The organism is Enterobacter cloacae complex sp. 397G4, assembly GCF_050031515.1.
GTDB lineage: Bacteria > Pseudomonadota > Gammaproteobacteria > Enterobacterales > Enterobacteriaceae > Enterobacter > Enterobacter hormaechei_C.
This window is the reverse complement of the sequence record NZ_JBLGWE010000001.1, coordinates 2,507,587-2,529,479: the sequence shown is the minus strand read 5'-3', so window position 1 is coordinate 2,529,479 and position 21,893 is coordinate 2,507,587. Positions and strand designations below refer to the sequence as shown.

19 protein-coding genes and 1 pseudogene are annotated in these 21,893 nt (G+C 58.2%); 14 read left to right on the top strand and 6 right to left on the bottom strand.

Translation table 11 applies throughout. From position 1 onward, the window contains the following. Nucleotides 1-5: 5 nt before the first annotated feature. The 12 genes and pseudogenes from ACQG1Y_RS12230 to ACQG1Y_RS12175 all read left to right on the top strand — a co-directional run bounded on the left by ACQG1Y_RS12230 (nt 6) and on the right by ACQG1Y_RS12175 (nt 11,011). Nucleotides 6-545 carry a shikimate kinase gene (locus ACQG1Y_RS12230; protein WP_023303788.1) on the top strand — a complete coding sequence of 180 codons (540 nt, stop codon included), beginning with the start codon at nt 6-8 and terminating at the stop codon, nt 543-545. A 109-nt stretch (nt 546-654) separates the two neighbouring features. Then, nucleotides 655-1,656: an LLM class flavin-dependent oxidoreductase gene (locus ACQG1Y_RS12225; RefSeq protein ID WP_032653686.1), complete on the top strand. Its 1,002-nt coding sequence runs from the start codon at nt 655-657 to the stop codon at nt 1,654-1,656. After that, nucleotides 1,653-2,774, top strand: a complete 1,122-nt coding sequence (locus tag ACQG1Y_RS12220) for an amidohydrolase (RefSeq protein WP_047637313.1) — start codon at nt 1,653-1,655, stop codon at nt 2,772-2,774. The genes ACQG1Y_RS12225 and ACQG1Y_RS12220 overlap by 4 nt, the downstream gene beginning before the upstream one ends. 16 nt (nt 2,775-2,790) lie before the next feature. Continuing rightward, a pseudogene (locus tag ACQG1Y_RS12215) lies at nt 2,791-5,054 on the top strand (NtaA/DmoA family FMN-dependent monooxygenase). A 9-nt stretch (nt 5,055-5,063) separates the two neighbouring features. Further along, nucleotides 5,064-5,573 (top strand): GNAT family N-acetyltransferase, encoded by a 510-nt coding sequence (locus tag ACQG1Y_RS12210; protein ID WP_015570459.1) that lies wholly within the window; start codon nt 5,064-5,066, stop codon nt 5,571-5,573. A 9-nt stretch (nt 5,574-5,582) separates the two neighbouring features. Beyond that, nucleotides 5,583-6,509 (top strand): amino acid ABC transporter permease, encoded by a 927-nt coding sequence (locus ACQG1Y_RS12205; RefSeq protein WP_033487812.1) that lies wholly within the window; start codon nt 5,583-5,585, stop codon nt 6,507-6,509. Then, the gene (locus ACQG1Y_RS12200; RefSeq protein WP_017693375.1) at nt 6,493-7,266 is read left to right on the top strand and encodes an amino acid ABC transporter ATP-binding protein; all 774 of its coding nucleotides are present in this window, start codon (nt 6,493-6,495) and stop codon (nt 7,264-7,266) included. Before ACQG1Y_RS12205 ends, ACQG1Y_RS12200 begins: the two co-directional genes overlap by 17 nt. Nucleotides 7,267-7,275: 9 nt before the next feature. Continuing rightward, the gene (locus ACQG1Y_RS12195) at nt 7,276-8,163 is read left to right on the top strand and encodes a transporter substrate-binding domain-containing protein (RefSeq protein WP_368740399.1); all 888 of its coding nucleotides are present in this window, start codon (nt 7,276-7,278) and stop codon (nt 8,161-8,163) included. A gap of 41 nt (nt 8,164-8,204) precedes the next feature. Continuing rightward, nucleotides 8,205-8,822, top strand: coding sequence for a glutathione S-transferase family protein (locus tag ACQG1Y_RS12190; RefSeq protein ID WP_006810732.1), 618 nt, complete (start codon nt 8,205-8,207; stop codon nt 8,820-8,822). Between the two features lie 37 nt (nt 8,823-8,859). Beyond that, nucleotides 8,860-9,090 (top strand): tautomerase PptA, encoded by a 231-nt coding sequence (gene pptA / locus ACQG1Y_RS12185; protein ID WP_003857012.1) that lies wholly within the window; start codon nt 8,860-8,862, stop codon nt 9,088-9,090. Between the two features lie 186 nt (nt 9,091-9,276). Beyond that, complete coding sequence (locus ACQG1Y_RS12180) at nt 9,277-10,278, top strand: Kdo(2)-lipid IV(A) acyltransferase (RefSeq protein WP_032648397.1); 1,002 nt, start codon at nt 9,277-9,279, stop codon at nt 10,276-10,278. Between the two features lie 91 nt (nt 10,279-10,369). Then, nucleotides 10,370-11,011: a DNA-binding protein gene (locus ACQG1Y_RS12175; RefSeq protein ID WP_032669835.1), complete on the top strand. Its 642-nt coding sequence runs from the start codon at nt 10,370-10,372 to the stop codon at nt 11,009-11,011. Here the strand turns inward: ACQG1Y_RS12175 and ACQG1Y_RS12170 are convergent. Then, a complete protein-coding gene (locus tag ACQG1Y_RS12170; protein WP_000612740.1) occupies nt 11,004-11,303 on the bottom strand; it encodes an ArsR/SmtB family transcription factor in 300 nt (99 codons plus the stop codon). The two genes, ACQG1Y_RS12175 and ACQG1Y_RS12170, sit on opposite strands and share 8 nt — an antisense overlap. A 161-nt stretch (nt 11,304-11,464) precedes the next feature. Here ACQG1Y_RS12170 and fusA point away from each other — a divergent pair, with 161 nt between their 5' ends. Continuing rightward, nucleotides 11,465-13,564, top strand: a complete 2,100-nt coding sequence (gene fusA / locus ACQG1Y_RS12165) for an elongation factor G (protein WP_023296668.1) — start codon at nt 11,465-11,467, stop codon at nt 13,562-13,564. Between the two features lie 48 nt (nt 13,565-13,612). Here fusA and ACQG1Y_RS12160 read toward each other — a convergent pair whose 3' ends face one another. Continuing rightward, nucleotides 13,613-14,185 carry a flavin reductase family protein gene (locus ACQG1Y_RS12160; protein WP_017382293.1) on the bottom strand — a complete coding sequence of 191 codons (573 nt, stop codon included), beginning with the start codon at nt 14,183-14,185 and terminating at the stop codon, nt 13,613-13,615. 105 nt (nt 14,186-14,290) lie between these two features. On the opposite strand from ACQG1Y_RS12160, the gene nhoA reads away from it, so the two are divergent. Further along, nucleotides 14,291-15,136 carry an N-hydroxyarylamine O-acetyltransferase gene (gene nhoA / locus ACQG1Y_RS12155; RefSeq protein WP_063138337.1) on the top strand — a complete coding sequence of 282 codons (846 nt, stop codon included), beginning with the start codon at nt 14,291-14,293 and terminating at the stop codon, nt 15,134-15,136. A gap of 79 nt (nt 15,137-15,215) precedes the next feature. On the opposite strand, the gene narI is transcribed toward nhoA, so the two are convergent. From narI to ACQG1Y_RS12135, 4 genes are read right to left on the bottom strand one after another with little or no spacing between them, the layout of a single operon-like run. Then, nucleotides 15,216-15,896 carry a respiratory nitrate reductase subunit gamma gene (narI, locus tag ACQG1Y_RS12150; protein ID WP_023303778.1) on the bottom strand — a complete coding sequence of 227 codons (681 nt, stop codon included), beginning with the start codon at nt 15,894-15,896 and terminating at the stop codon, nt 15,216-15,218. Next, the gene (gene narW, locus ACQG1Y_RS12145; RefSeq protein WP_368740400.1) at nt 15,893-16,588 is read right to left on the bottom strand and encodes a nitrate reductase molybdenum cofactor assembly chaperone; all 696 of its coding nucleotides are present in this window, start codon (nt 16,586-16,588) and stop codon (nt 15,893-15,895) included. The genes narI and narW overlap by 4 nt, the downstream gene beginning before the upstream one ends. Further along, entirely contained in the window at nt 16,588-18,132 is a 1,545-nt protein-coding gene (gene narH / locus ACQG1Y_RS12140) for a nitrate reductase subunit beta (RefSeq protein ID WP_368740401.1), read from the bottom strand. The genes narW and narH overlap by 1 nt, the downstream gene beginning before the upstream one ends. Further along, nucleotides 18,129-21,869 (bottom strand): nitrate reductase subunit alpha, encoded by a 3,741-nt coding sequence (locus ACQG1Y_RS12135; protein ID WP_077580215.1) that lies wholly within the window; start codon nt 21,867-21,869, stop codon nt 18,129-18,131. The genes narH and ACQG1Y_RS12135 overlap by 4 nt, the downstream gene beginning before the upstream one ends. Nucleotides 21,870-21,893 lie beyond the last annotated feature (24 nt).

The following is a 21,893-nucleotide window of genomic DNA, read 5'->3' as shown; positions in this document are numbered from 1 at the left end:
GAACGGTGAAAATCAATATCATAGGCACCAGCGGAAGTGGGAAAAGCACGTTTGGCAGGCGAATCGCGGAGGCGCTGGCTATCCCTTACATTGAGATGGACAGGCTTTACTGGCGAGCGAACTGGCAGGGAACACCGGATGATGAGTTTCTTGCAACCCTGGAAAAAGCGCTCGCCGCCTCGCCTGACTGGGTCCTGGACGGGAATTACAACCGCACACGCGACGTTAAGTGGCGCGACGTCGATCTGGTGGTGTGGATAGATCGTGGGTTTATCCGCACGCTCTGGCAGGCGGTGACGCGGGCCTCCAGACGCGCCTGGCACAAACAGGAACTCTGGCCCGGCACGGGGAACCGCGAAAGCTTTCGTCGGTCGTTCCTTAGCAAGGACTCTATTATCATCTGGACGATCAAAACCTGGCGCAGCAACCGCAAACGATATGAGGCGGATATACAAAACCCGCAGTACGCACACATTCGCTTTCTCCGCATTACCCGACGGCAGGATGCGGAAAGACTCATTACATCGCTCAAATCACGCCGATGACAGACTCTCTATTGCCGTTTTCCGGCAATCCAAATGTAAATTAATTGTTTCTCAGAGGTGAAATCCACCTTTAATAATGACGACATGTTAAGTCAAACGAGAACGCAACATGTCATGGCGAATCAGCATTCTGGATAAAAGCCCCGTCGCAGAACACGAAACAGCCGCCGATGCGCTGGCGCGAACCTTAGCACTGGCGCAACAGGCAGAAACGCTGGGTTATCACCGCTTCTGGATTGCCGAACACCACAATACCCCGCAGCTTGCCAGCCCCTCGCCGGAGCTGCTGATTGCCTGGATCCTCGGGCAAACAAAACGTATTCGCGTGGGCTCAGGCGGCGTCATGCTGCAACATTACAGCCCCTATAAAGTCGCCGAAAATTTTAACGTACTGGCCGCCATTGCGCCGGGCCGGGTTGATCTGGGCGTTGGCAAAGCGCCCGGCGGTCTGCCGCTCTCTACCCGCGCCTTGCAGCACGGCCTTAATCCGCAGGAAAAAGGCAGCTTTGCTGAACAACTGACGCAGCTCGATCGCTGGATCCGCCCTGAAAATCAGTCGGCGGAGGAGGACGTTCGCGCCACGCCGCTGCCGCCGGTGCCTGCCCGGGGGTTTCTGCTGGGCGCCAGCACAGAAAGCGCGCTGCTGGCGGCCTCCCTCGACTGGCATTTTGTCTTTGCCGCCCATCTGAACGGTGATCCTGAGCTGCTGCGCGAGGTCGTCACAGCCTGGCGTCAACACAGCGTCCGGGAGGTGATTGTGGCCGTGCAGGCCATTGTTGCCCCAACCCAGGCTGAGGCCGATGCGCTGGCGCAGAAGGTTGAAGTGTGGGGCGTGGAGCTGGCAAACGGACAGCGCGTCACCGTCGCCAGCGAAGAACAGGCCTACGCCTTCGCGCGGCAGGCGGGGAGTGAACCGGTGCGCATCGCGCGTCGGGCGCAGTCTCTGCTGGCCGGAACGGCGGCGTCGGTGCTTGAACAGCTCAACGCGTTGCATCAGCAGTGGGGGATTGACGAATTTATCATCGACACGCCGGTCGCTGATGGCGCAACGCGCGTACAGTCCCTGCGACTGCTGGCCGAGGCGCGTCTTAACAGGGAGGTTACCGTATGAGCTTTAGCGAACAACTGATTGCCTGGCGCCGTGAGCTGCACCAGAACCCTGAACTCTCTGGTCAGGAGGTCGAAACAACGGCGCGCCTGCGCGAGTGGCTGACGGCAGCCGGGATTGCCCCGCTGCCTTACGATCTCCAGACCGGGCTGGTTGCGGAGATCGGCACGGGCAACGCACTGGTTGCGCTGCGCGCCGATATCGACGCGTTACCCATCGACGAGCGCAGCGGGGTGCCGTTTAGCTCCCGGCGCGCCGGGGTGATGCATGCCTGCGGACACGACATTCACACCAGCGTGATCCTCGGCGCCGCGCTAAAGCTGAAAGAGCGGGAAGCCTCGCTCAACGGTCGCGTGCGGATCCTGTTCCAGCCAGCGGAAGAGAATTTCGGCGGAGCGAAAAGCATGGTGCGGGCCGGGGCGTTACGCGACGTACGCGCGATTTTTGGGATGCATAACGAGCCGTCACTGCCGGTCGGCGAGTTTGCCACGCGCGGCGGCCCGTTCTATGCCAACGTTGATCGCTTCGTTATTCACGTGACCGGCAAAGGCGCGCATGCCGCACGTCCCCATGAAGGCAACGACGCCATCGTGCTGGCAAGCCAGCTGGTAACCGCGCTGCAAAGCGTAGCCAGCCGTAACGTCAATACGCTGGATTCGGTTGTTCTGAGCGTGACGCGCATCGCCGGGGGGAATACCTGGAACGTGCTGCCGGAAAGCGTTGAGCTGGAGGGCACGCTGCGCACGCACCGCACGGAAGTGCAGCAGAACGTGAAAGCGCGCGTCGGTGAAATCGCCGCCGGATTTGCCAGCGCCTTTAGCGCGCAAATCAACATCACCTGGTACGCCGGGCCCACCGCGCTGGTGAACGATGAGCACTGGGCCGGGTTTGCCACCTCGATCGCGCGCGAAGCGGGATATGAAACCCGGCATGCGGAACTGCACATGGGCGGGGAGGATTTCGCGGTCTATCTGCAAAAAATACCCGGCGCGTTTGTCAGCATTGGCAGCAACAGTCCGTTTGGGTTACATCACCCGGCATTTAACCCGGACGAAGCATTAATCGAACCCGCTGCCCGCTATTTTGCTCAGCTCGCGGAAAAAGCCCTGCAACACGTTTAATTAATTTGAGGTGAATATGTTTGCACATCGTCAATTGCGGCTGGGGACCATTTTGCATGGTGCATCCGGAAATATGTCTGCCTGGCGCCACCCGGCGGCGGTCGCGGATGCCAGCATTAATTTTGATTTCGTTAAAGAAACGGCTTTAAAAGCAGAAGAGGGCAAGCTCGACTTTATATTTGTGGCCGACGGCCTTTATATTAACGAGAAATCCATTCCGCATTTTTTAAACCGCTTTGAGCCGCTGACGGTGTTGTCCGCGCTGGCGAGTATCACCTCGCGCCTGGGGCTGGTCGGCACGTTATCCACCTCCTACAGCGAGCCTTTCACCGTTGCACGCCAGTTCGCCAGCCTCGATCACCTGAGCAACGGACGCGCGGGCTGGAACGTGGTGACGTCACCGCTGGAAGGGTCAGCCAGGAACTTCTCCCGCGAAAAACACCCGGAGCATGCGCTGCGCTACCGCATTGCCGATGAGTATCTCGACGTGGTGAAGGGGCTGTGGGATTCCTGGGAAGGGGATGCCTTTATCCGCAATAAAGAGAGCGGACAGTTCTTTGATGCGTCGAAACTGCATACTCTTGATCACCACGGTGATTTCTTCCAGGTTTCCGGCCCGCTGAATATTGGCCGCACGCCGCAGGGACGTCCGATTGTCTTTCAGGCTGGCGCGTCCGACGACGGTAAAAAGCTGGCGGCAAAACACGCTGACGCCATCTTTACCCACCATGACACGCGGGAAGAAGCCCAGGCTTTTTACCGCGATGTTAAACAGCAGCTGGAAAGTCACGGCCGCCGCGCAGAGGATTTACATATATTCCAGGGCGTCAGCGTGATTGTTGGAAACGACGCCGATGACGTAGAAAACCAGTATCAAACTACGGCGGCACTGGTCTCCATTAATGATGCGCTGAATTACCTCGGACGTTATTTCGAGCATCACGACTTCAGCCAGTATCCCCTCGACGCGCCGTTCCCGGATATTGGCGATTTGGGCAAAAACAGCTTCCGCAGCACCACCGATGAAATCAAGCGTAACGCCCGTGAGCGCAACTTAACTCTGCGTCAGGTCGCGCTGGAAGCCGCATCGCCGCGCCCGCGTTTTTCCGGCACACCGGAGCAGGTGGCCGATGGTTTACAGGCCTGGTTCGAAGAGAAGGCGGCGGATGGCTTCATCATTCAGGGCGGCACGCCGGACACCTTCCCGCGCTTTGTCGACCAGGTGGTGCCCGTTTTACAGGCGCGCGGCCTGTTCCGCACCGACTATCCCGGCACCACGCTGCGCGAAAGTCTGGGCTTAGACGAGCCCAAAAATCAGTTCACACAACAATAAAAGAGAAAAATGCTATGCAGAAATCATCGCTTATTCTGGCGCTTGCGCTGGCCTTTACCCCTGCCGTCTGGGCAGAGAACGTCAATATTAACGGCACCGGCGTGAGCATTGAGGCCAATAAAACGCCGATCAATACCGCCAAAAACAGCGATGCGATCGCGCAACTGCCGAAAGACTATCGTTTTGCCGTGCCGGGGAAATTTACCGTGGCGGTGGCGGGACTGAATCAACCGCCACTGACGGTCTTTTCCGACGACAACAAAACTCTGCTGGGAAGTGAGGTCGACATCGCGCGTCTGGTAGCGGACAGCCTCGGACTGGAGCTGAACGTGGTGCCCACCTCCTGGGAGGATTGGCCGCTGGGGGTTGCCTCCGGGAAATACGACGCGGCTATCAGCAACATCACCGTCACTAAAGCGCGCAAAGAGAAGTTCGACTTCGCCACCTACCGCAAGGATTCACTTGGCTTCTACGTGAAATCCACCAGTCCGATCAACTCGCTTGTGAAGGCAGAGGATATCGCCGGGCTGCGCATCATCGTGGGTTCCGGCACCAACCAGGAGGCCATCCTTCTGGCATGGAACGAAGAGAACCTCAAAAAAGGGCTTAAACCCTTTACGCCGATCTACACCAAAGACGACGCGGCCCAAACGCTGGCGCTTCAGTCCGGACGCGCGGACGCCTACTTTGGCCCGAACGTGATCGGTGCCTGGAAAGCGGCGCTTAACGGTAAAACCAAACTGGTCGGCAGCGTCGACGGCGGCTGGCCGAAGGCGGCGCATATCGCGGTGACGCTGAAAAAAGGCAGCGGCCTGGTCGAGCCGGTTCAAACCGCGCTGAACGGCGCGATCAAGAACGGAGATTACGACAAAGTGCTGAACCGCTGGGGGGAAGGCGTGGAGCGTATCCCCAGTTCCGAAGTTAACCCGGCGGGTCTGGGCGATTAAGGAGGCGCTATGCGCGAACAATTTCGTGACGTTTCGCCGGAAGATGCCGATCTTCAGCCCATTATCGAGGGGCTTTTCGGTGAGTACGCCGCTCGTTACGGCGACTACTTTTCAAAGGATGCGGAAGTCGAGCTGACAGAGTGGTACCTGGCGCCGCAGGGGCTGTTTATCGTCCTGGAGCGCGATGGCGAGATCATCGCCACCGGTGCGTACAAGCCCTTCGACGAACATACCGCAGAGATCAAACGCATCTGGACGAATAAAACGCTGCGCCAGCAGGGACTGGCCGCGCGCGTGGTACAGGAGCTGGAGCGCCGGGCGGTGCTGGCGGGCTACAGCCGCATCTACCTGACCACGGGGTTTCGCCAGCCGGAGGCGGTGCGGCTCTATCTCAGCCAGGGGTACCAGCCGCAGTTCGATCTTAACCGTGATCCGGAAGAGTATAGCCAGCCGCCATTCGACGGTCGGCTGCGTTTCACCAAGACGCTGATCCGCGAAGCGCTCAGCAAAACCGCATAAGGAGCGACGATGAGCAACGTTGAAACCATAAAAGTGGTCCCGGCACGTTATCCGCTGCGCGCTGCTGGCGCCGTGGTGGCGCTGTTTGTGCTGGCGGTCGTGATCCAGTCCGTGGCCTTTAATCCGCGCTGGGAATGGGCGGTATTTGCCCGCTGGTTCTTCGACCCGGTGATCCTCGAAGGCGTCGGCCAGACGCTGCTGCTGACGTTGATAAGCACCGTACTGAGCGTGGTGATTGGCGGCATACTGGCGCTGGCGCGGCTCTCGTCATCATGGCTGTTGAGCAGCCTGGCGTGGGGTTACATCTGGCTGTTCCGATCGCTGCCGCTGATCGTGGTGCTGATTATCCTCTATAACTTCTCCTATCTCTACGACACGCTCTCTCTCGGCGTGCCTTTTACCGGCATTACCTGGGGCAGCTTTGAAACCATCAATGTTCTCGGGCAGTTTTCTACCGCCATCGTGGGGCTGACGCTGGTGCAGAGCGCCTATACTGCGGAGATCATTCGCGGGGGGTTCCTTGGGGTCGACCACGGTCAGTATGAGGCGGCCGCTGCGCTAGGTCTGCCGGCATGGCGTCGCACGGTGCGCATAATTCTCCCGCAGGCGCTGCGCACCATCCTGCCGTCCGGGTTTAACGAAATTATCAGCCTCGCCAAAGGGACGGCGATGGTTTACGTGCTGGCGATGCCGGAACTGTTCTACACGATCCAGATGATCTACAACCGCACCCAGGAGGTGATCCCGCTGTTGATGGTGGGGGCCGTCTGGTATCTGGTGATCACCACCGTACTGTCTGCCATCCAGCATGTTATTGAGCGTGGACTCGCCCGCAGCGAGCGCCGCTCCGCCGTTAACCAGAACCGGGCGGCCAGTCGCGCGCGCTCCGTCACCACTTCGCCAGCACAGGAGCCTGTTCATGCAAGCCTCTCCTGAAGGACACATTTCCATTACCGGCGTCAGTAAGTTTTTTGGCCGACATAAAGCGCTCGATAACGTCACGCTTGAGATCCCGCCGGGCTCCGTGACGGTGATCCTCGGCCCCTCTGGATCGGGAAAATCGACGCTGCTGCGCACAATTAACCATCTTGAGCGCGTAGACGAAGGCTTTATTCAGATTGACGGGGATTACATCGGCTATCGCCGTCAGGGTGACAAACTCTACGAGCTCAAAGAGAAAGAGATCCTTAAACAGCGCGTCAACGTTGGGTACGTGTTTCAGAACTTCAATCTTTTTCCGCATCTCACGGTGCTGGAAAACCTGATTGAAGCACCCATCGCGCATAAAAAGTTCAGTAAAAAAGAGGCTGTTGAAAACGCCTACAGCCTTCTGGATGTGGTAGGTCTGCGCGATAAAGCCGATGCCTGGTCGCGTCACCTCTCCGGCGGCCAACAGCAGCGTATCGCCATTGCCCGCGCGCTGGCGCTGCGCCCGCGCGTGATGCTGTTTGATGAACCCACCTCGGCGCTGGATCCGGAACTGGTTGGCGAAGTGCTGGACGTGATTAAAAAGCTCGCCCGTTCCGGCACTACGCTGGTGGTGGTCACCCATGAGATCGGCTTTGCCCGGGAAGTGGCGGACCAGGTGGTATTTATGGTCGACGGTAAAATTGTGGAGCAGGGCAGCAGCGACGACGTGTTAAACCGACCGTCGCATCCGCGAACGCGCCAGTTCCTCTCAAAAGTGCTGTAAGGAGCGCAGATGAAATATGGACTCCTGGCGGGGCTGGTCTTCACGACGGCGAGCTACGCCAGCATTGATTTAAAGGCCAACGAACAGCCGCTGCCGTTGACGGTTGATCAACAGGCAGTGGCGAAAATCCCGGCGAACTATAAATTTGTTGAGCCGGGTACCCTCACGGTGGCGATTTCAGCCCTGAATTCTCCGCCGCTGGCGCTGCTGGCCAGTGATAACCGCACCCGTATTGGCAGCGACCCGGATATCGCCCGGTTGCTGGCGGGCAGTCTGGGGCTGAAGCTGAAGCTGGTGCCAACGGCGTGGGAAGACTGGCCGCTGGGGATCACTTCCGGGCGTTATGACGTGGCGTTGGTGAATATCGCCGTCACCGAGCAACGTAAGGCGAAGTTCGATTTTGCGACCTATCGCGTCGATTCCCTCGCCTTCTCGGTGAAATCCACCAGCAACGTACAGTCGATCACCCGTGCGAAAGATCTGGCCGGTAAAAAGGTGATTGTCGGGTCAGGCACCAATCAGGAACGTATTCTGCTGGGCTGGAACGAAGAGAATAAAAAGGCCGGGCGCGAGCCTGCGTTGCCGGTTTATCTGACCGACGACGCCTCAGGCAATCTTTATATTCAGTCCGGCAGGGCGGATGTTTTCTTTGGACCGCAGTCCGTTTCGGCCTACAAAGCCGCGTTAACCGGCAAAACCCGCGTCGTGGGATTAGGGCCGAAGAAAGCCTATGTCGCCACCACAACCAAAAAAGGTAATGGGCTGGTGTATGCGTTGCAGGCTGCGCTGGACGGTGCGATTAAGCGCGGGGAGTATCAAAAGGTGCTGGCGCGCTGGGGGGAGGCGGGCGAAGCGGTGACGTCTTCTGACGTTAACCCGCCCGGGATAACCTACTAATGGTGCTCTACACTTAGGGTTTTCATCCCTGAGGGGGCAACATGATCAAACTCTATGGCGTACCCGGCTGGGGATCGGCAATCAGTGAAGTGATGCTGACTCTGGCAGACATCCCGTATCAGTTCGTCAACGTGGACGGGTTTGACCAGCCCGGCCCGCAGCGCGAATTGCTGTTGAAACTGAACCCGCTGTGCCAGGTGCCGACGCTGGAGCTGGAAAATGGGGCGATCGTGACGGAAACCGCAGCGATCGCCCTGATGGTGCTCGACAGACGTCCCGACCTCGCGCCGCCCGTAGGGCAGGCCGAGCGCCAGCAGTTTCAGCGCCTGCTCATCTGGTTTGTGGCGAACGTCTATCCCACCTTTACGTATGCAGATTACCCGGAACGCTGGGTGCCTGATGCCCCGGAACAGCTGAAGAAAAATTGCATTGAGTACCGAAAATCGCTCTATCTGTGGTTCGACAGCCAGCTCAGCGCCTCGCCGTTTGCGTTTGGCAAACAGCTGACGCTGCTTGACGTCTATATTGCCGTTGCGCGTACCTGGGGGCCACGTCATGAGTGGTTTGCCACTAACACGCCTAATATTACCGCCGTCGCGGATGCCGTCTGCGCGCTGCCGGAACTGCACAAGGTGCTAAAAGCTAACGATATAATCTGATAACGTGGAACGCTCACCTATAAAAGGAGCCCTGCCCATGCCACACGTTGATATCAAATGTTTTCCACGCGATCTGACTGACGAACAAAAAACGGCCCTGGCGGCGGATATCGCCGAAGCGATCGCCCGTCATCTGAACAGCAAAGATCGCTCAATCTCCGTGGCGCTTCAGGAGGTTCAGGAAGCTGACTGGAAGGCGCAGGTCTGGGATACCGAGATCGGCCCGAAACTGGATGAACTGATTAAGAAGCCCGGTTATTCGATGTAACTTGCCTGCCGGGTGGTGCAATATCACCCGGCGCTCCTCGCTTTTATTCCATTTCGCAAAAATCGATAATAAAAACCATAACGATTCCGCTACAATTCATCCTTCCGAACAATATTCGTTAAATCAGCAGGTAAGCACTGCAACTGCACCAGATTAAGTACAAATTAGTAAAAGGATAATTTTTCCATGACAAAATTACCTCAGTTTTCACTCGCCTTTATTCATCCTCGTTACTGGCTCAGCTGGGCAGGCATTGCCGCGCTCTGGTGCACGGTTCAGCTTCCGTACCCGCTGCTGTTGAAAACAGGTCACGGGCTTGGGCGTCTGGCTATGCGCCTGCTTCCACGTCGCGTGGAGATCGCCAGACGAAATCTTGAGCTTTGCTTCCCTGATATGAAAGAGGACGAGCGCGAGCGTTTACTTGAGCGTAATTTTGAATCGGTTGGAATGGGCGTCATCGAAACGGGGATAGCGTGGTTCTGGCCAGACTGGCGCGTACGGAAACACTTCAGCGTAACCGGCTATGAACATATGGAACAGGCGCGGGCGCAAGGAAGGGGCGTGGTGCTCATTGGCATGCATTTTCTCACGCTGGAATTAGGCGCACGCATCTTTGGCATGCTTAACGCGGGTATTGGTGTGTATCGTCCCAACAATAATGCGTTGCTCGACTGGCTGCAAACGCGCGGTCGTCTGCGTTCCAATAAAACCATGCTTGACCGCTATGACCTGAAGGGCATGATCCGCGCGCTGAAGCAAAACGAGATCCTGTGGTATGCCCCGGACCACGATTATGGCAAAACGAATAGCGTGTTTGTGCCGTTTTTTGCCGTCCCGGACGCCGCGACAACTGCCGGGAGCTACATGCTGGTGAAAAGTGCCAGACCGGCCGTGATCCCGTTTGTACCGCGCAGAAAAGCAGACGGCACAGGGTATGAGCTGATTATTCTGGAAGATATTAGCGATACCTTGCAGGGAGGCGACAAAGCGTCGGTGGCCACGCAAATGAACAGAGCGATTGAGCGCGCCGTGATGATGGCGCCTGAGCAATATATGTGGCTGCATCGCCGGTTCAAAACCCGCCCTGAAGGCCAGCCGGACCGGTATAAACGCAAAAAACAGGTCGCGTCTACTGCAAGAACCTTTTCTGCCAGCGATATTTCGGACCGGTCGAGTATCCAGCAGTAGCCCGGCAGGGCGGATGCCGGTGCGCTCCGCCCTTTATAAATCCTGCCGCGCTGGATAGAATTACCGCATCCATATTGACGGGATGCCCCACATGACCGGAAGAGTCGATTATCATCTAGAAAAATACGTCCTCACCGAAGCCGGCGAGCCGGAACGTCTGACGCGCCAGTGGGCCGAGGTGATGCGCGAATGTCATGACCAGAAATCCGGGGCAGAAGAGCGGCTGCGTCTCGCGCTGCTGAATGTGGATTATGTGACCAGCTTTGAGCTTCCCTTCCGGTTACTTCTTACCCGTGCACCGCAGCTGATTGATAGCATCAGAAATGAGTTTCAGCTCAGTCAAAAAAATGTCCTGTTCAACGGGAAGCGGTTTGGCTGCGTCTACAGCCTTAAACGGGATTTGAACGGCATTCCCGATGAATTTACCTACCACCTGAAGACCCGTATTCAGCGGATCGATGCGTCCGGCGGTTCGGAAGTGCCTTACCGGCAAATCGCTCAGCAGGTGAAAGCCCCCCGCGAGCGCCTCCAGCTGGCGCTGGAACAGGGGCTTGCGGTCACCGCGCTTGACGGGCTTTTCTGGTTTGGCCTCCAGCGCATAGCCGCCGAGGTGCAGCGGTTAAGGAAGACCGGGATGAGAATAGTCACGTCCGATACGGAGGTGTTCGACACCCTTACCGGAACAACACGGCGGATTCCGGTTTATCGTCTTGAGGACGCTGCCGCTACTTAGCCTGGAGCAGGATCGCCAGCAGCCCAGGAAAACGGGCGTCCAGATCTTCTCTTCTCAGTGAGATCATATTCTCGCGCCCCTGCGGGCGCTGCCAGATCACACCGCTGTCGCGCAGCACGCGCCAGTGGTGAGTCATAGTGGATTTCACCACCTCTTCCGGGCGCAGTGCGTTACAGCTCAGTTCGCTGCCGTCGGCCAGCCTGCGGATAATCGCTAATCGCAGCGGATTGCCGAGGGCGAACAGCACATTTTCCAACACTATTTGTTCAGGTTCCGGGTGGTTTGGGATCATCGTTTTCCTGCGTCTCGCGTGAGATTGAGCTATATCAACAATAGGTCAACCGTTAAAAAATAGTTCGATAATACTCGTACAATGGGACTATTATAACAAACGAACGAACACGCGACCATCCCGGTCGTCACAAACCAGTCATGAAGACTTAAGGAAATAACATGCCCCGACCCATTCCACTCGAACGTTATCGCAACATCGGTATCTCCGCGCATATCGATGCGGGCAAAACAACCACCACTGAGCGCATCCTGTTTTACACCGGGATGAGCCACAAGCTGGGTGAAGTACACGATGGCGCGGCAACCACCGACTGGATGGCGCAGGAGCAGGAGCGCGGGATCACCATTACGTCGGCGGCGGTGAGCTGTTTCTGGCCCGGTATGGACAGAGGCTTTGAACCGCACCGCATCAATATTATCGACACCCCCGGGCACGTGGATTTCACCATTGAGGTGGAACGTTCCATGCGTGTGCTCGACGGCGCGGTAATGGTCTATGACTCCGTCGGTGGTGTGCAGCCGCAGTCGGAGACCGTCTGGCGTCAGGCGAATAAATATCATGTTCCGCGTCTGGCGTTCGTCAATAAAATGGACCGCCCGGGCGCAGATTTCTTCCGCGTGGTGCGGATGATGCAGGAGCGGCTGAAAGCCAATCCGGTCCCGATTGTGATCCCCGTGGGGGCAGAAGAACACTTCACCGGCGTGGTGGATCTCATCAAGATGCGCACCATTCTGTGGGACGATGCGACGCAGGGCATGGCGTTCAGCTATGCGCCAGTCCCTGACGATCTGCTGAGTACCGCCCAAGCGTGGCGAGAAAAAATGGTTTCGGCTGCGGCAGAAGCCAGCGATGAGCTTATGGATAAGTACCTTGAGACGGGCGAACTGGATGAAGCAGAAATCATCCAGGGGCTGCGCGTCCGGACCATCTCCGGTGAAATACAGCCCATGCTGTGCGGCAGCGCTTTCAAGAACAAGGGTGTGCAGCGCATGCTCGACGCGGTGATTGAATTGATGCCGTCTCCACTGGACGTGCCCGCTATTGATGGGGTAGACGAAGACGGACAGCACGCCGAGCGCCACCCAAGCGATGATGAACCGTTCTCGGCGCTGGCCTTCAAGCTGATGAGCGATCCGTACGTCGGCCAGCTGACCTTTATCCGCGTCTATTCTGGCATACTGCGCAAAGGCGACGCGGTGTACAACCCGGTGAAGGGCAAGAAAGAGCGTATCGGGCGCATCGTGCTGATGCATGCCAACGATCGCCATGAGGTGGACGAGCTGCGTGCAGGGGATATCGCAGCCTGTGTCGGGCTGAAAGACGTTACCACCGGTGACACGCTGACCGACCCGAATGCGGTGATCACCCTTGAACGGATGGAGTTCCCGGACCCGGTTATTTCGCTGGCGATTGAGCCGAAAACCAAGGCCGATCAGGAGAAAATGGGGATTGCCCTACAGCGCCTGGCTGCGGAAGATCCGTCGTTCCGCCTGCACACGGACGAAGAGTCCGGACAGACCATTATCTCCGGGATGGGCGAGCTGCATCTGGAGATCATCGTCGACCGCATGAAGCGCGAGTTTGGCGTTGAGGCGAACATTGGTCGTCCGCAGGTCACCTACCGTGAAACCCTGCGTAAAGCGGTGAAGGATATTGAAGGGAAATTTGTCCGACAGTCCGGCGGGAAAGGGCAGTACGGTCATGTGGTCCTGAGCCTTGAGCCGTTAGCCGCCGGGAGTGGTTTTGTGTTTGAAGATGCCACCAAAGGCGGGGTGGTGCCGCGGGAGTACATCCCGTCGGTGGAAAAAGGCTTGCGAGAAGCCATGAATACGGGAGTGCTGGCGGGCTATCCGGTGGTGGATGTGAAAGCGACCCTGACGTTTGGTTCCTACCATGACGTTGACTCCTCGGAGATGGCCTTCCGCATGGCGGCGATCCTCGGCTTCAAAGAGGGCGCTAGGCGGGCGGATCCGGTTATTCTTGAGCCGGTGATGCACGTTGAGGTGGAAACGCCGGAAGAGTACGCCGGGAACATTATGGGCGATCTCTCCTCCCGTCGCGGCCTGGTGCAGGGGATGGCAGAGCAGTACGGCAGCCAGATTATTCGCGCTGACGTCCCGCTGGCTGAGATGTTTGGCTACGCCACCACGCTGCGCTCGATGTCCCAGGGGCGCGCGACGTATACGATGGAATTCCATCATTTTGCGGAAGCTCCGCGGAATGTGGCGGATGAGATTATTGCGAAGCGTGTGAAGTAATAAAAAGCCCTCTTCCTCAGGAAGAGGGCTTTTCTTTTTTGAGGTGCGTTAATCCAGCGCCTTCACCATTTTCCCGCTCGCGACGAACGTACCCGCACCCAGATGATGCAGCGTATTCAGCTTATCCCCGTCAAACTGCCAGCGTCCGGCGACAAATGCGCGTTCATCCGCCGCGGCGGAAACCACTTCGCCAAACAGAGTGTCATATTTCTCGGCCGCAGAGGTTACAGGTAATAACCGGCACTCCATCCACGCCAGACATTTCTCTTCTATAACCGGCAGGCCAAGCTCAGGGCCATAAATAACCGGGATCCCGTAGCAGTTAAATTTATCCTCGTCGCGCCCGCTGACGCTGCCGACCGCCCAGGTCCAGTTGGCTGCCGCCACGCCGGGGATCACAATGCCGAATTTCCCGCTGCGTTCGATCAACTCCCGTGACCACGCGCTTTTGTCTACCACAATCGCGATACGCGGGGGCTCAAATTCCACCGGCATAGACCATGCGGCGGCCATGACGTTGCGACGATCGATGGTCTCATCCCGGCTGGTGATGAGCACGGTTGGACCGTGATTCAGAAGACGGCTGGCATGGCGTAATTCAACAGGGCGAAAGTGGTTCATAGGATCTCCTCATGTACACGATGAGTATGACGAAAAAGCACTTTTGCGCATATGCATAAGGGAAAATAGTTTATAAACAGGGGATATCACATCCTGGAGCAAATCATGTCCCCATTTCTGAGTGCTTATTTCGCCCGCACGGGCTGGCAGCAGCCCGTACAGGTTGATATCGATACCCTGCGGGGGCTGCATTTACACCATAACTGTGCAATCCCTTTCGAAAATATTGACGTCGTTTTGCCGCGGGAAATCCATCTGGACGACGGGTGTCTGGTGGATAAACTGGTCACCGCACGTCGGGGGGGGTATTGCTTCGAGCAAAACGGCCTGTTTGAGCGGGTGTTGCGCGAAGTCGGGTTTACGGTGCGCAGCGTGCTGGGGCGGGTTGTGCTGGCCAATCCGTCGCAGATGCCGCCACGCACGCACCGGTTGCTGCTGGTTGAGCTGAACGGCGAGCGCTGGATCGCCGATGTGGGATTTGGCGGACAAACGCTGACGGCGCCGATTCGTTTGATCGCCAACGAGGAACAGGAAACCCCACACGGGCGTTATCGTTTGCTGAGCGAGGGTAACGACTGGGTACTGCAATTCCGCCATCACGAGCACTGGCAGTCGATGTACCACTTCGACCTGGCGACCCAATACTTCAACGATTACGTGATGGGAAACTTCTGGTCGGCGCACTGGCCGCAGTCCCATTTCCGTCATCACCTGCTGATGTGTCGCCACCTGCCGGACGGGGGCAAGCTGACGCTGACCAACTTTAATTTTACCCACTGGCAGAACGGGCATGTGGAGGAGCAGATCCATTTGCCGGATGCGGAGGCGCTGTATAAGCTGATGCAGGCGCGGTTTGGCCTGGGCGTTGATGACCCGAAGCACGGCTTTACCCTGGCAGAGATGACGGCCGTGATGGCGGGGTTTGATACGCATCCACAGGCAGGTAAATAGCCCGGTGGCGGCTACGCCTTACCGGGCCTACAGCGGCTTGAAACGTAGGTCGGGTAAGGCGAAGCCGCCACCCGACAAATCAACGGCGCGATCTCACTACCTGATAGCGACGGGTGAAGTACTCAAACGGCGCGCTCCACACGTGCACCAGACGGGTGAACGGGAAGATAAGGAAGATCGTCATCCCCAGCACCAGATGCACGCGGAAGATCGGCGCGACGCCGCTCAGCATTTCTGACGAGCCTCCCTTAAACGTCACGATCCCCTGCGCCCAGCCGACCAGCTTCATCATCTCGCTTCCGTCAGGATACTGGGCGGAGAAAGGAATGGTCGACAGCCCAAGGATGCACTGAAGCAGCAGGATACTCATGATGATAATATCCGGCGTGGTGGACGTGGCACGCACCCGCTGGTTGAACAAGCGGCGGTAAAGCAGCATCGACCCGCCAACCAGCGTCAATACGCCGCACACACCACCCGCCATCATCGCCAGCTGCTGCTTAACCGCGACGGGTAAAAACCAGGCGTACATCCAGTGCGGAGTTAACATGCCGAACAAATGCCCGAAGAAGATCCCCAAAATCCCGATATGAAACAGGTTAGAGCCCCAGTTCATACCGCGCTTGCTGAGCATCTGGCTCGACGAGGCGCGCCAGGTGTACTGCCCGTAGTCGTAGCGCAACCAGCTGCCAAGGAAAAACACGGTGGCGCAGATGTACGGATAAATGTCATAGAAAAACACGTTCAGGTAATGTGTCATTTTGGGCCTCCGGCGCTGACGTCCACGTACTGCGGCGCGACGTCCTGGCTAAAGCGTCGTTGATATTGCTGCATCGGCGAGCTGTCGCACGATGTGGCGTTGTCTTCGATAAACTTCACCTGTTCCTCTTCCCACACGGCGTCCAGCGCCTGACGGGTATCATCCCGTTTTTCACCAGACACCTGCTTCGCCACGCTGTCGCTGGACAGCCGTGTACCGGCCATCGTCAGCAGGGCGTCAAACAGCTGGTAATGCGCCACCTCGCGCTGTTTCAGCCGGCCGCCAATCAGCGCCAGGATCGGCGCGACGTTTTGCAGCCCTTCACGCGCCTCGTCATCGCTGACGATACTGAGATATTCCAGATAGAGCGGCATATAGTCCGGCAGCTCGCGGCAGTCAAGCTGAAGGCCGGCTTTCTCATACTGGCTCATCAGGTCGACCATCGCCTGACCGCGATCGCGGGACTCGGCGTGAACGTGTTCGAACAGCAGTAGCGAGGTTGCGCGCCCCCGTTCAAACACTTCGCACCATTCGGCCTGCTTATCCAGCAGCGGGGCGCTCAGGTGCTGCTGCGCAAACGGCAGCAGCATGGGCGCGTCCTGTTCCACCAGGGAAAGCGCTTCGTCACGGTTTTCCCACAGCAGCTCATCGGGATACTCAATGAGTAGCGCAATGATTTTGAGGATTTGCATTATTCTCCCTCCCCGTGTTCACGCACCTCGGTGATGTTGATCGCGTCAATGCGGCTGCTGTTGAAGAGGTTGAATTTGGTGTCGGAACCGTGGCAGCCGTCGCCAAAGGTGAAGCCACAGCCGTTTTTCTCCGGGAAGGCGTCGCGCGCCATTTCGCGGTGGCTGGTCGGGATCACGAAGCGGTCTTCGTAGTTGGCAATCGCCAGGTAGCGATACATCTCTTCTACCTGTTCTTCCGTCAGGCCGACCTCTTCGATGGCGCGGGTGTCGGTAACGCCTTCCACTGTCTGGGAACGCTTGTAGTGGCGCATCGCCATCATGCGCTTCAGGGCGCGCAGCACCGGACCGGTATCGCCCGCGCTGAGCATGTTTGCCAGGTACTGCACCGGAATGCGCAGGCTTTCGACAGCAGGCAGCACGCCGTCGCTCTGCGGCAAACCACCCGCGTCCGCGTAGGACTGAATCGGTGACAGCGGCGGCACATACCAGACCATCGGCAGGGTGCGGTATTCCGGATGCAGCGGCAGGGCAAGCTTCCAGTCCATCGCCATTTTGTAAACCGGGGAACGCTGTGCCGCGTCGATGACGTTCTGCGGAATACCCTGTTTTAGCGCTTCCTCAATCACCGCCGGATCGTTCGGGTTAAGGAACACGTCGCACTGGCGCTCGTACAGATCGGTTTCATGCTGGGTGCTCGCTGCCTCCTCGATACGGTCCGCGTCATACAGCAGCACGCCAAGGTAGCGGATGCGCCCGACGCAGGTTTCCGAACAGACGGTCGGCTGACCGGACTCAATGCGCGGGTAGCAGAAGATGCACTTCTCTGACTTGCCGCTCTTCCAGTTGAAGTAGATTTTCTTGTACGGGCAGCCGCTGATGCACAGACGCCAGCCGCGGCATTTGTCCTGGTCAATCAGCACAATGCCGTCCTCTTCGCGCTTGTAAATCGCACCGCTCGGGCAGGTGGCAACGCAACTGGGGTTCAGACAGTGCTCGCACAGGCGCGGCAGGTACATCATGAAGGTGTTTTCAAACTGGCCGTACATCTCCTTCTGGATCTTCTGGAAATTGCGGTCGCGGGCGCGTTTTTCGAACTCGCCGCCCAGCAGCTCTTCCCAGTTGGGCCCCCATTCGATTTTATCCATTCGCTTGCCGTCAATCAGCGAGCGCGGGCGGGCGGTAGGGAGGTGATCGCCCTCTGGCGCGCGGTGCAGATCCTGGTAATCGAAGGTGAAGGGTTCATAGTAATCGTCAATCTGCGGCAGGACGGGGTTAGCGAAAATCTTCGACAGCACGCCCATTTTGCCGCCGAGGCGCGGGGTCAGCTTGCCGTGAATACCGCGGATCCAGCCGCCTTGCCACTCATCCTGATCTTCCCAGTTTTTCGGATAGCCGATACCCGGTTTGGTTTCGACGTTATTAAACCACGCGTACTCCATCCCTTCGCGCCCGGTCCAGACGTTCTTACAGGTGACCGAGCAGGTGTGGCAGCCAATGCATTTATCGAGATTCAGAACCATGCCAACCTGTGAGCGTATTTTCATTTTTTCGCCTCCTGTACCTGATCCCGACCTTCGCCGTCCAGCCAGTTAATGTTTTTCATTTTACGGATCATGATGAACTCGTCGCGGTTCGAGCCGACGGTGCCGTAATAGTTGAAGCTGTACGCCAGCTGCGCGTAGCCACCGATCATGTGGGTCGGTTTCGGGCAGACGCGGGTGACCGAGTTGTGGATCCCGCCGCGCCGTCCGGTTACTTCTGACCCCGGAATGTTGAGGATGCGCTCCTGAGCGTGGTACATCATGGTCATGCCCGGCGGCACGCGCTGGCTGACCACCGCGCGGGCGGTGAGGGCGCCGTTGGCGTTAAAGGCTTCGATCCAGTCGTTGTCCTCAATGCCCAGCTCGCGCGCGTCGGTTTCGCTGATCCAGACGATTGGCCCCCCGCGCGACAGGGTTTGCATCAGCAGGTTTTCGCTGTAGGTGGAGTGAATGCCCCATTTCTGGTGCGGCGTCAGGAAGTTAAGCGCTTTTTCCGGGAATCCGTTCGGCGGGATTTCGCGCATATGGGTAACGCTGCGGGTGTCAATCGGTGGACGATAGGCCACCAGACTCTCCCCGAAGGCGCGCATCCAGGCATGATCCTGATACAGCTGCTGGCGGCCCGAAATCGTGCGCCACGGGATCAGCTCGTGAACGTTGGTATAGCCTGCGTTATAGGAGACGTGCTCGCTCTCAAGGCCGGACCACGTCGGGCTGGAGATGATTTTGCGCGGCTGCGCCTGAATATCGCGGAAGCGGATTTTCTCATCTTCTTTGTTCAGCGCCAGATGAGTGTGATCGCGTCCGGTCAGTTCGCCGAGGGCTTCCCAGGCTTTGACCGCGACCTGACCGTTAGTTTCCGGCGCAAGGGCGAGGATCACCTCTGAAGCGTCAATGGCGGTCTCGATGCGCGGACGACCTTTCGCCGGGCCGTCAGGCTTGACGTAGTTGAGCTTGCCGAGGAAATCGACCTCATTCTGGGTGTTCCACGATATGCCTTTTCCGCCGTTGCCGAGCTTGTCCAGCAGCGGCCCAAGGGCCGTAAAGCGCTCGTAGGTTTCCGGGTAGTTACGCTCGACCACGGCGATGTTCGGTGCCGTTTTGCCGGGGATCAGATCGCACTCGCCTTTGCGCCAGTCCAGAATATCAAAAGGCTGCGACAGCTCCCCCGGGGAGTCATGCTGAAGCGGCTGTAGCACCAGGTCAGTTTCGGTGCCGAGATGTCCGACGCACACTTCAGAGAAGACTTTGGCGATGCCCTTGTAAATCTCCCAGTCGCTGCGGGACTCCCACGCCGGGTCAACGGCTGCGGAGAGCGGGTGAATAAACGGATGCATGTCCGAGGTATTCATATCGTCCTTTTCATACCAGGTGGCGGTGGGCAGGACGATATCCGAGAACAGGCAGGTGCTGGACATACGGAAATCGAGCGTCACCAGCAGATCCAGCTTGCCCTCAATGGCGGCGGTTTGCCATTCCACCTCTTCAGGTTTCACGTCGTCCGTTGAGCCTAAATCCTCACCCTGAATACCGCTTTCGGTGCCAAGCAGGTATTTCAGCATGTACTCATGGCCTTTCCCGGACGAGCCGAGCAGGTTCGAGCGCCAGACGAACAGATTGCGCGGGTGGTTCTTGCCGTTGTCGGGCTGTTCACAGGCGAAGCGGATATCGCCCGATTTTAACGCCTGCACGGTATAGTCCTGCGGCGACATCCCGGCGGCGTCCGCCCGGGCCTTAACGTGCAGCGGGTTGAGGTTGAGCTGCGGCGCGGAAGGGAGCCAGCCCATGCGCTCGGCGCGGACATTGAAATCAATCAGGTGACCGGTAAACTTCGATGCGTCTGCAAGGGGAGAAAGCAGTTCCTGTGCGGTGAGCTTCTCATAGCGCCACTGGCTGGCGTGGTTGTAGAAGTACGATGTGCTGTTCATCTGGCGCGGCGGACGGTTCCAGTCCAGCGCGAAGGCCAGCGGCAGCCAGCCGGTTTGCGGGCGCAGCTTTTCCTGGCCGACATAGTGCGACCAGCCGCCGCCGCTCTGCCCGACGCAGCCGCAGAAGACCAGCATGTTGATCATCCCGCGGTAGTTCATGTCCATGTGGTACCAGTGGTTCACACCGGCCCCGAGAATGATCATCGAACGACCGTGAGTTTTGTGCGCCGTGTCGGCAAATTCACGGGCGATTTTTTCTATCAGATAAGCGGGGACGCCGGTAATTTGTTCGCCCCAGGCCGGGGTGTAGGCTTTTATCTCGGCGTAGTTTGTCGCCGCGTTACTGTCTTCCAGACCGCGATCGAGGCCGTAGTTTGCGAGCACCAGATCGTACACGCTAACCACGCGTCTCTGGCTGCCGTCGGCCAGCGTCAGGGTTTTACTCGGTACTCGGCGCGTCAGCACCGGCTCCTGCTTCACGCTGCGGAAATGCGGATTCTCGTTGCCCCCGAAGTAAGGGAAGGCCACGTCTGCCACGCTGTCGTGGGTGATGAGCAGGGAAAGCGTCAGCTCGGTTTCCTGTCCCGCGGCCAGCGACTCCAGGTTCCATTTGCCTTTTTCACCCCAGCGGAAGCCGATGGAACCATTCGGCGCCACCAGATTTCCGGCCACGTCAAAGGCGATGGTTTTCCACTCCGGATTATTGGTTTCACCCAGCCCGTCGGCCAGATCCGACGCGCGCAGCATGCGGCCCGGCACCACGCGACCGTCAGCCTGTTCATCCAGCAGGACCAGCATCGGCATGTCGGTGTAGCGGCGGCAATAGTTGAGGAAGTACTCGCTCGGGTTATCGAGGTGGAACTCTTTAAGGATCACATGGCCCATCGCCATGGCAAGGGCGCTGTCGGTACCCTGTTTGGGGGCCAGCCACTGGTCGCTGAGCTTCGCCACCTCCGAGAAGTCCGGCGTAATGGCGACGGTCTTGGTGCCCTTATAACGCACTTCGGTAAAGAAGTGGGCGTCCGGGGTGCGCGTCTGCGGCACGTTCGAGCCCCAGGCAATGATATAGCTGGAGTTGTACCAGTCCGCCGATTCCGGCACGTCGGTCTGTTCGCCCCAGGTCATCGGCGACGCCGGAGGCAGATCGCAGTACCAGTCATAGAAGCTCAGGCAGGTGCCGCCGAGCAGGGAGAGATAGCGCGTACCGGCGGCATAAGAGACCATCGACATGGCCGGGATGGGGGAAAAACCGGCTACCCGATCCGGGCCGTAGTTTTTGATGGTCCAGACGTTGGCGGCAGCAATCAGCTGGTTAAGCTCTTTCCAGTTTGAGCGGATAAAACCGCCTTTTCCGCGCGCTTTTCTGTAGCTCTGCGCTTTCTGCGGATCGTTTTGAATGGCATCCCAGGCCAGCACCGGATCGGTATGCTGCGCCAGCGCCTCTCGCCAGAGTTCGATCAGCCTGCGGCGTACCAGCGGGTACTTGAGACGGTTGGCGCTGTAGAGATACCAGGAGTAGCTTGCGCCACGCGGGCAGCCGCGCGGTTCGTGGTTAGGCAGGTCAGGGCGGGTGCGCGGGTAGTCGGTCTGCTGGGTTTCCCAGGTCACCAGGCCATTTTTGACATAAATCTTCCAGCTACAGGAGCCGGTGCAGTTAACGCCGTGGGTGGATCGCACAATTTTATCGAACTGCCAGCGCTGACGGTAGCTGTCCTCCCAGTCGCGGTTGGTGTGGTACACCTGCCCGTGCCCATCGGCGAAACTGTCGCCTTTTGTTTTGAAGTAACGGAAGCGGTCCAACAGTTTGCTCATGACATTTCTCCTGCTTCGATAGCA

Coding starts and splice junctions, on each gene's coding strand:
- ACQG1Y_RS12225 (WP_032653686.1), top strand. CDS start 655: ATGTCATGGCGAATCAGCATTCTGGATAAAAGCCCCGTCGCAGAACAC.
- ACQG1Y_RS12220 (WP_047637313.1), top strand. CDS start 1,653: ATGAGCTTTAGCGAACAACTGATTGCCTGGCGCCGTGAGCTGCACCAG.
- ACQG1Y_RS12210 (WP_015570459.1), top strand. CDS start 5,064: ATGCGCGAACAATTTCGTGACGTTTCGCCGGAAGATGCCGATCTTCAG.
- ACQG1Y_RS12205 (WP_033487812.1), top strand. CDS start 5,583: ATGAGCAACGTTGAAACCATAAAAGTGGTCCCGGCACGTTATCCGCTG.
- ACQG1Y_RS12200 (WP_017693375.1), top strand. CDS start 6,493: ATGCAAGCCTCTCCTGAAGGACACATTTCCATTACCGGCGTCAGTAAG.
- ACQG1Y_RS12195 (WP_368740399.1), top strand. CDS start 7,276: ATGAAATATGGACTCCTGGCGGGGCTGGTCTTCACGACGGCGAGCTAC.
- ACQG1Y_RS12190 (WP_006810732.1), top strand. CDS start 8,205: ATGATCAAACTCTATGGCGTACCCGGCTGGGGATCGGCAATCAGTGAA.
- pptA (WP_003857012.1), top strand. CDS start 8,860: ATGCCACACGTTGATATCAAATGTTTTCCACGCGATCTGACTGACGAA.
- ACQG1Y_RS12180 (WP_032648397.1), top strand. CDS start 9,277: ATGACAAAATTACCTCAGTTTTCACTCGCCTTTATTCATCCTCGTTAC.
- ACQG1Y_RS12175 (WP_032669835.1), top strand. CDS start 10,370: ATGACCGGAAGAGTCGATTATCATCTAGAAAAATACGTCCTCACCGAA.
- ACQG1Y_RS12170 (WP_000612740.1), bottom strand. CDS start 11,303: ATGATCCCAAACCACCCGGAACCTGAACAAATAGTGTTGGAAAATGTG.
- fusA (WP_023296668.1), top strand. CDS start 11,465: ATGCCCCGACCCATTCCACTCGAACGTTATCGCAACATCGGTATCTCC.
- ACQG1Y_RS12160 (WP_017382293.1), bottom strand. CDS start 14,185: ATGAACCACTTTCGCCCTGTTGAATTACGCCATGCCAGCCGTCTTCTG.
- nhoA (WP_063138337.1), top strand. CDS start 14,291: ATGTCCCCATTTCTGAGTGCTTATTTCGCCCGCACGGGCTGGCAGCAG.
- narI (WP_023303778.1), bottom strand. CDS start 15,896: ATGACACATTACCTGAACGTGTTTTTCTATGACATTTATCCGTACATC.
- narW (WP_368740400.1), bottom strand. CDS start 16,588: ATGCAAATCCTCAAAATCATTGCGCTACTCATTGAGTATCCCGATGAG.
- narH (WP_368740401.1), bottom strand. CDS start 18,132: ATGAAAATACGCTCACAGGTTGGCATGGTTCTGAATCTCGATAAATGC.
- ACQG1Y_RS12135 (WP_077580215.1), bottom strand. CDS start 21,869: ATGAGCAAACTGTTGGACCGCTTCCGTTACTTCAAAACAAAAGGCGAC.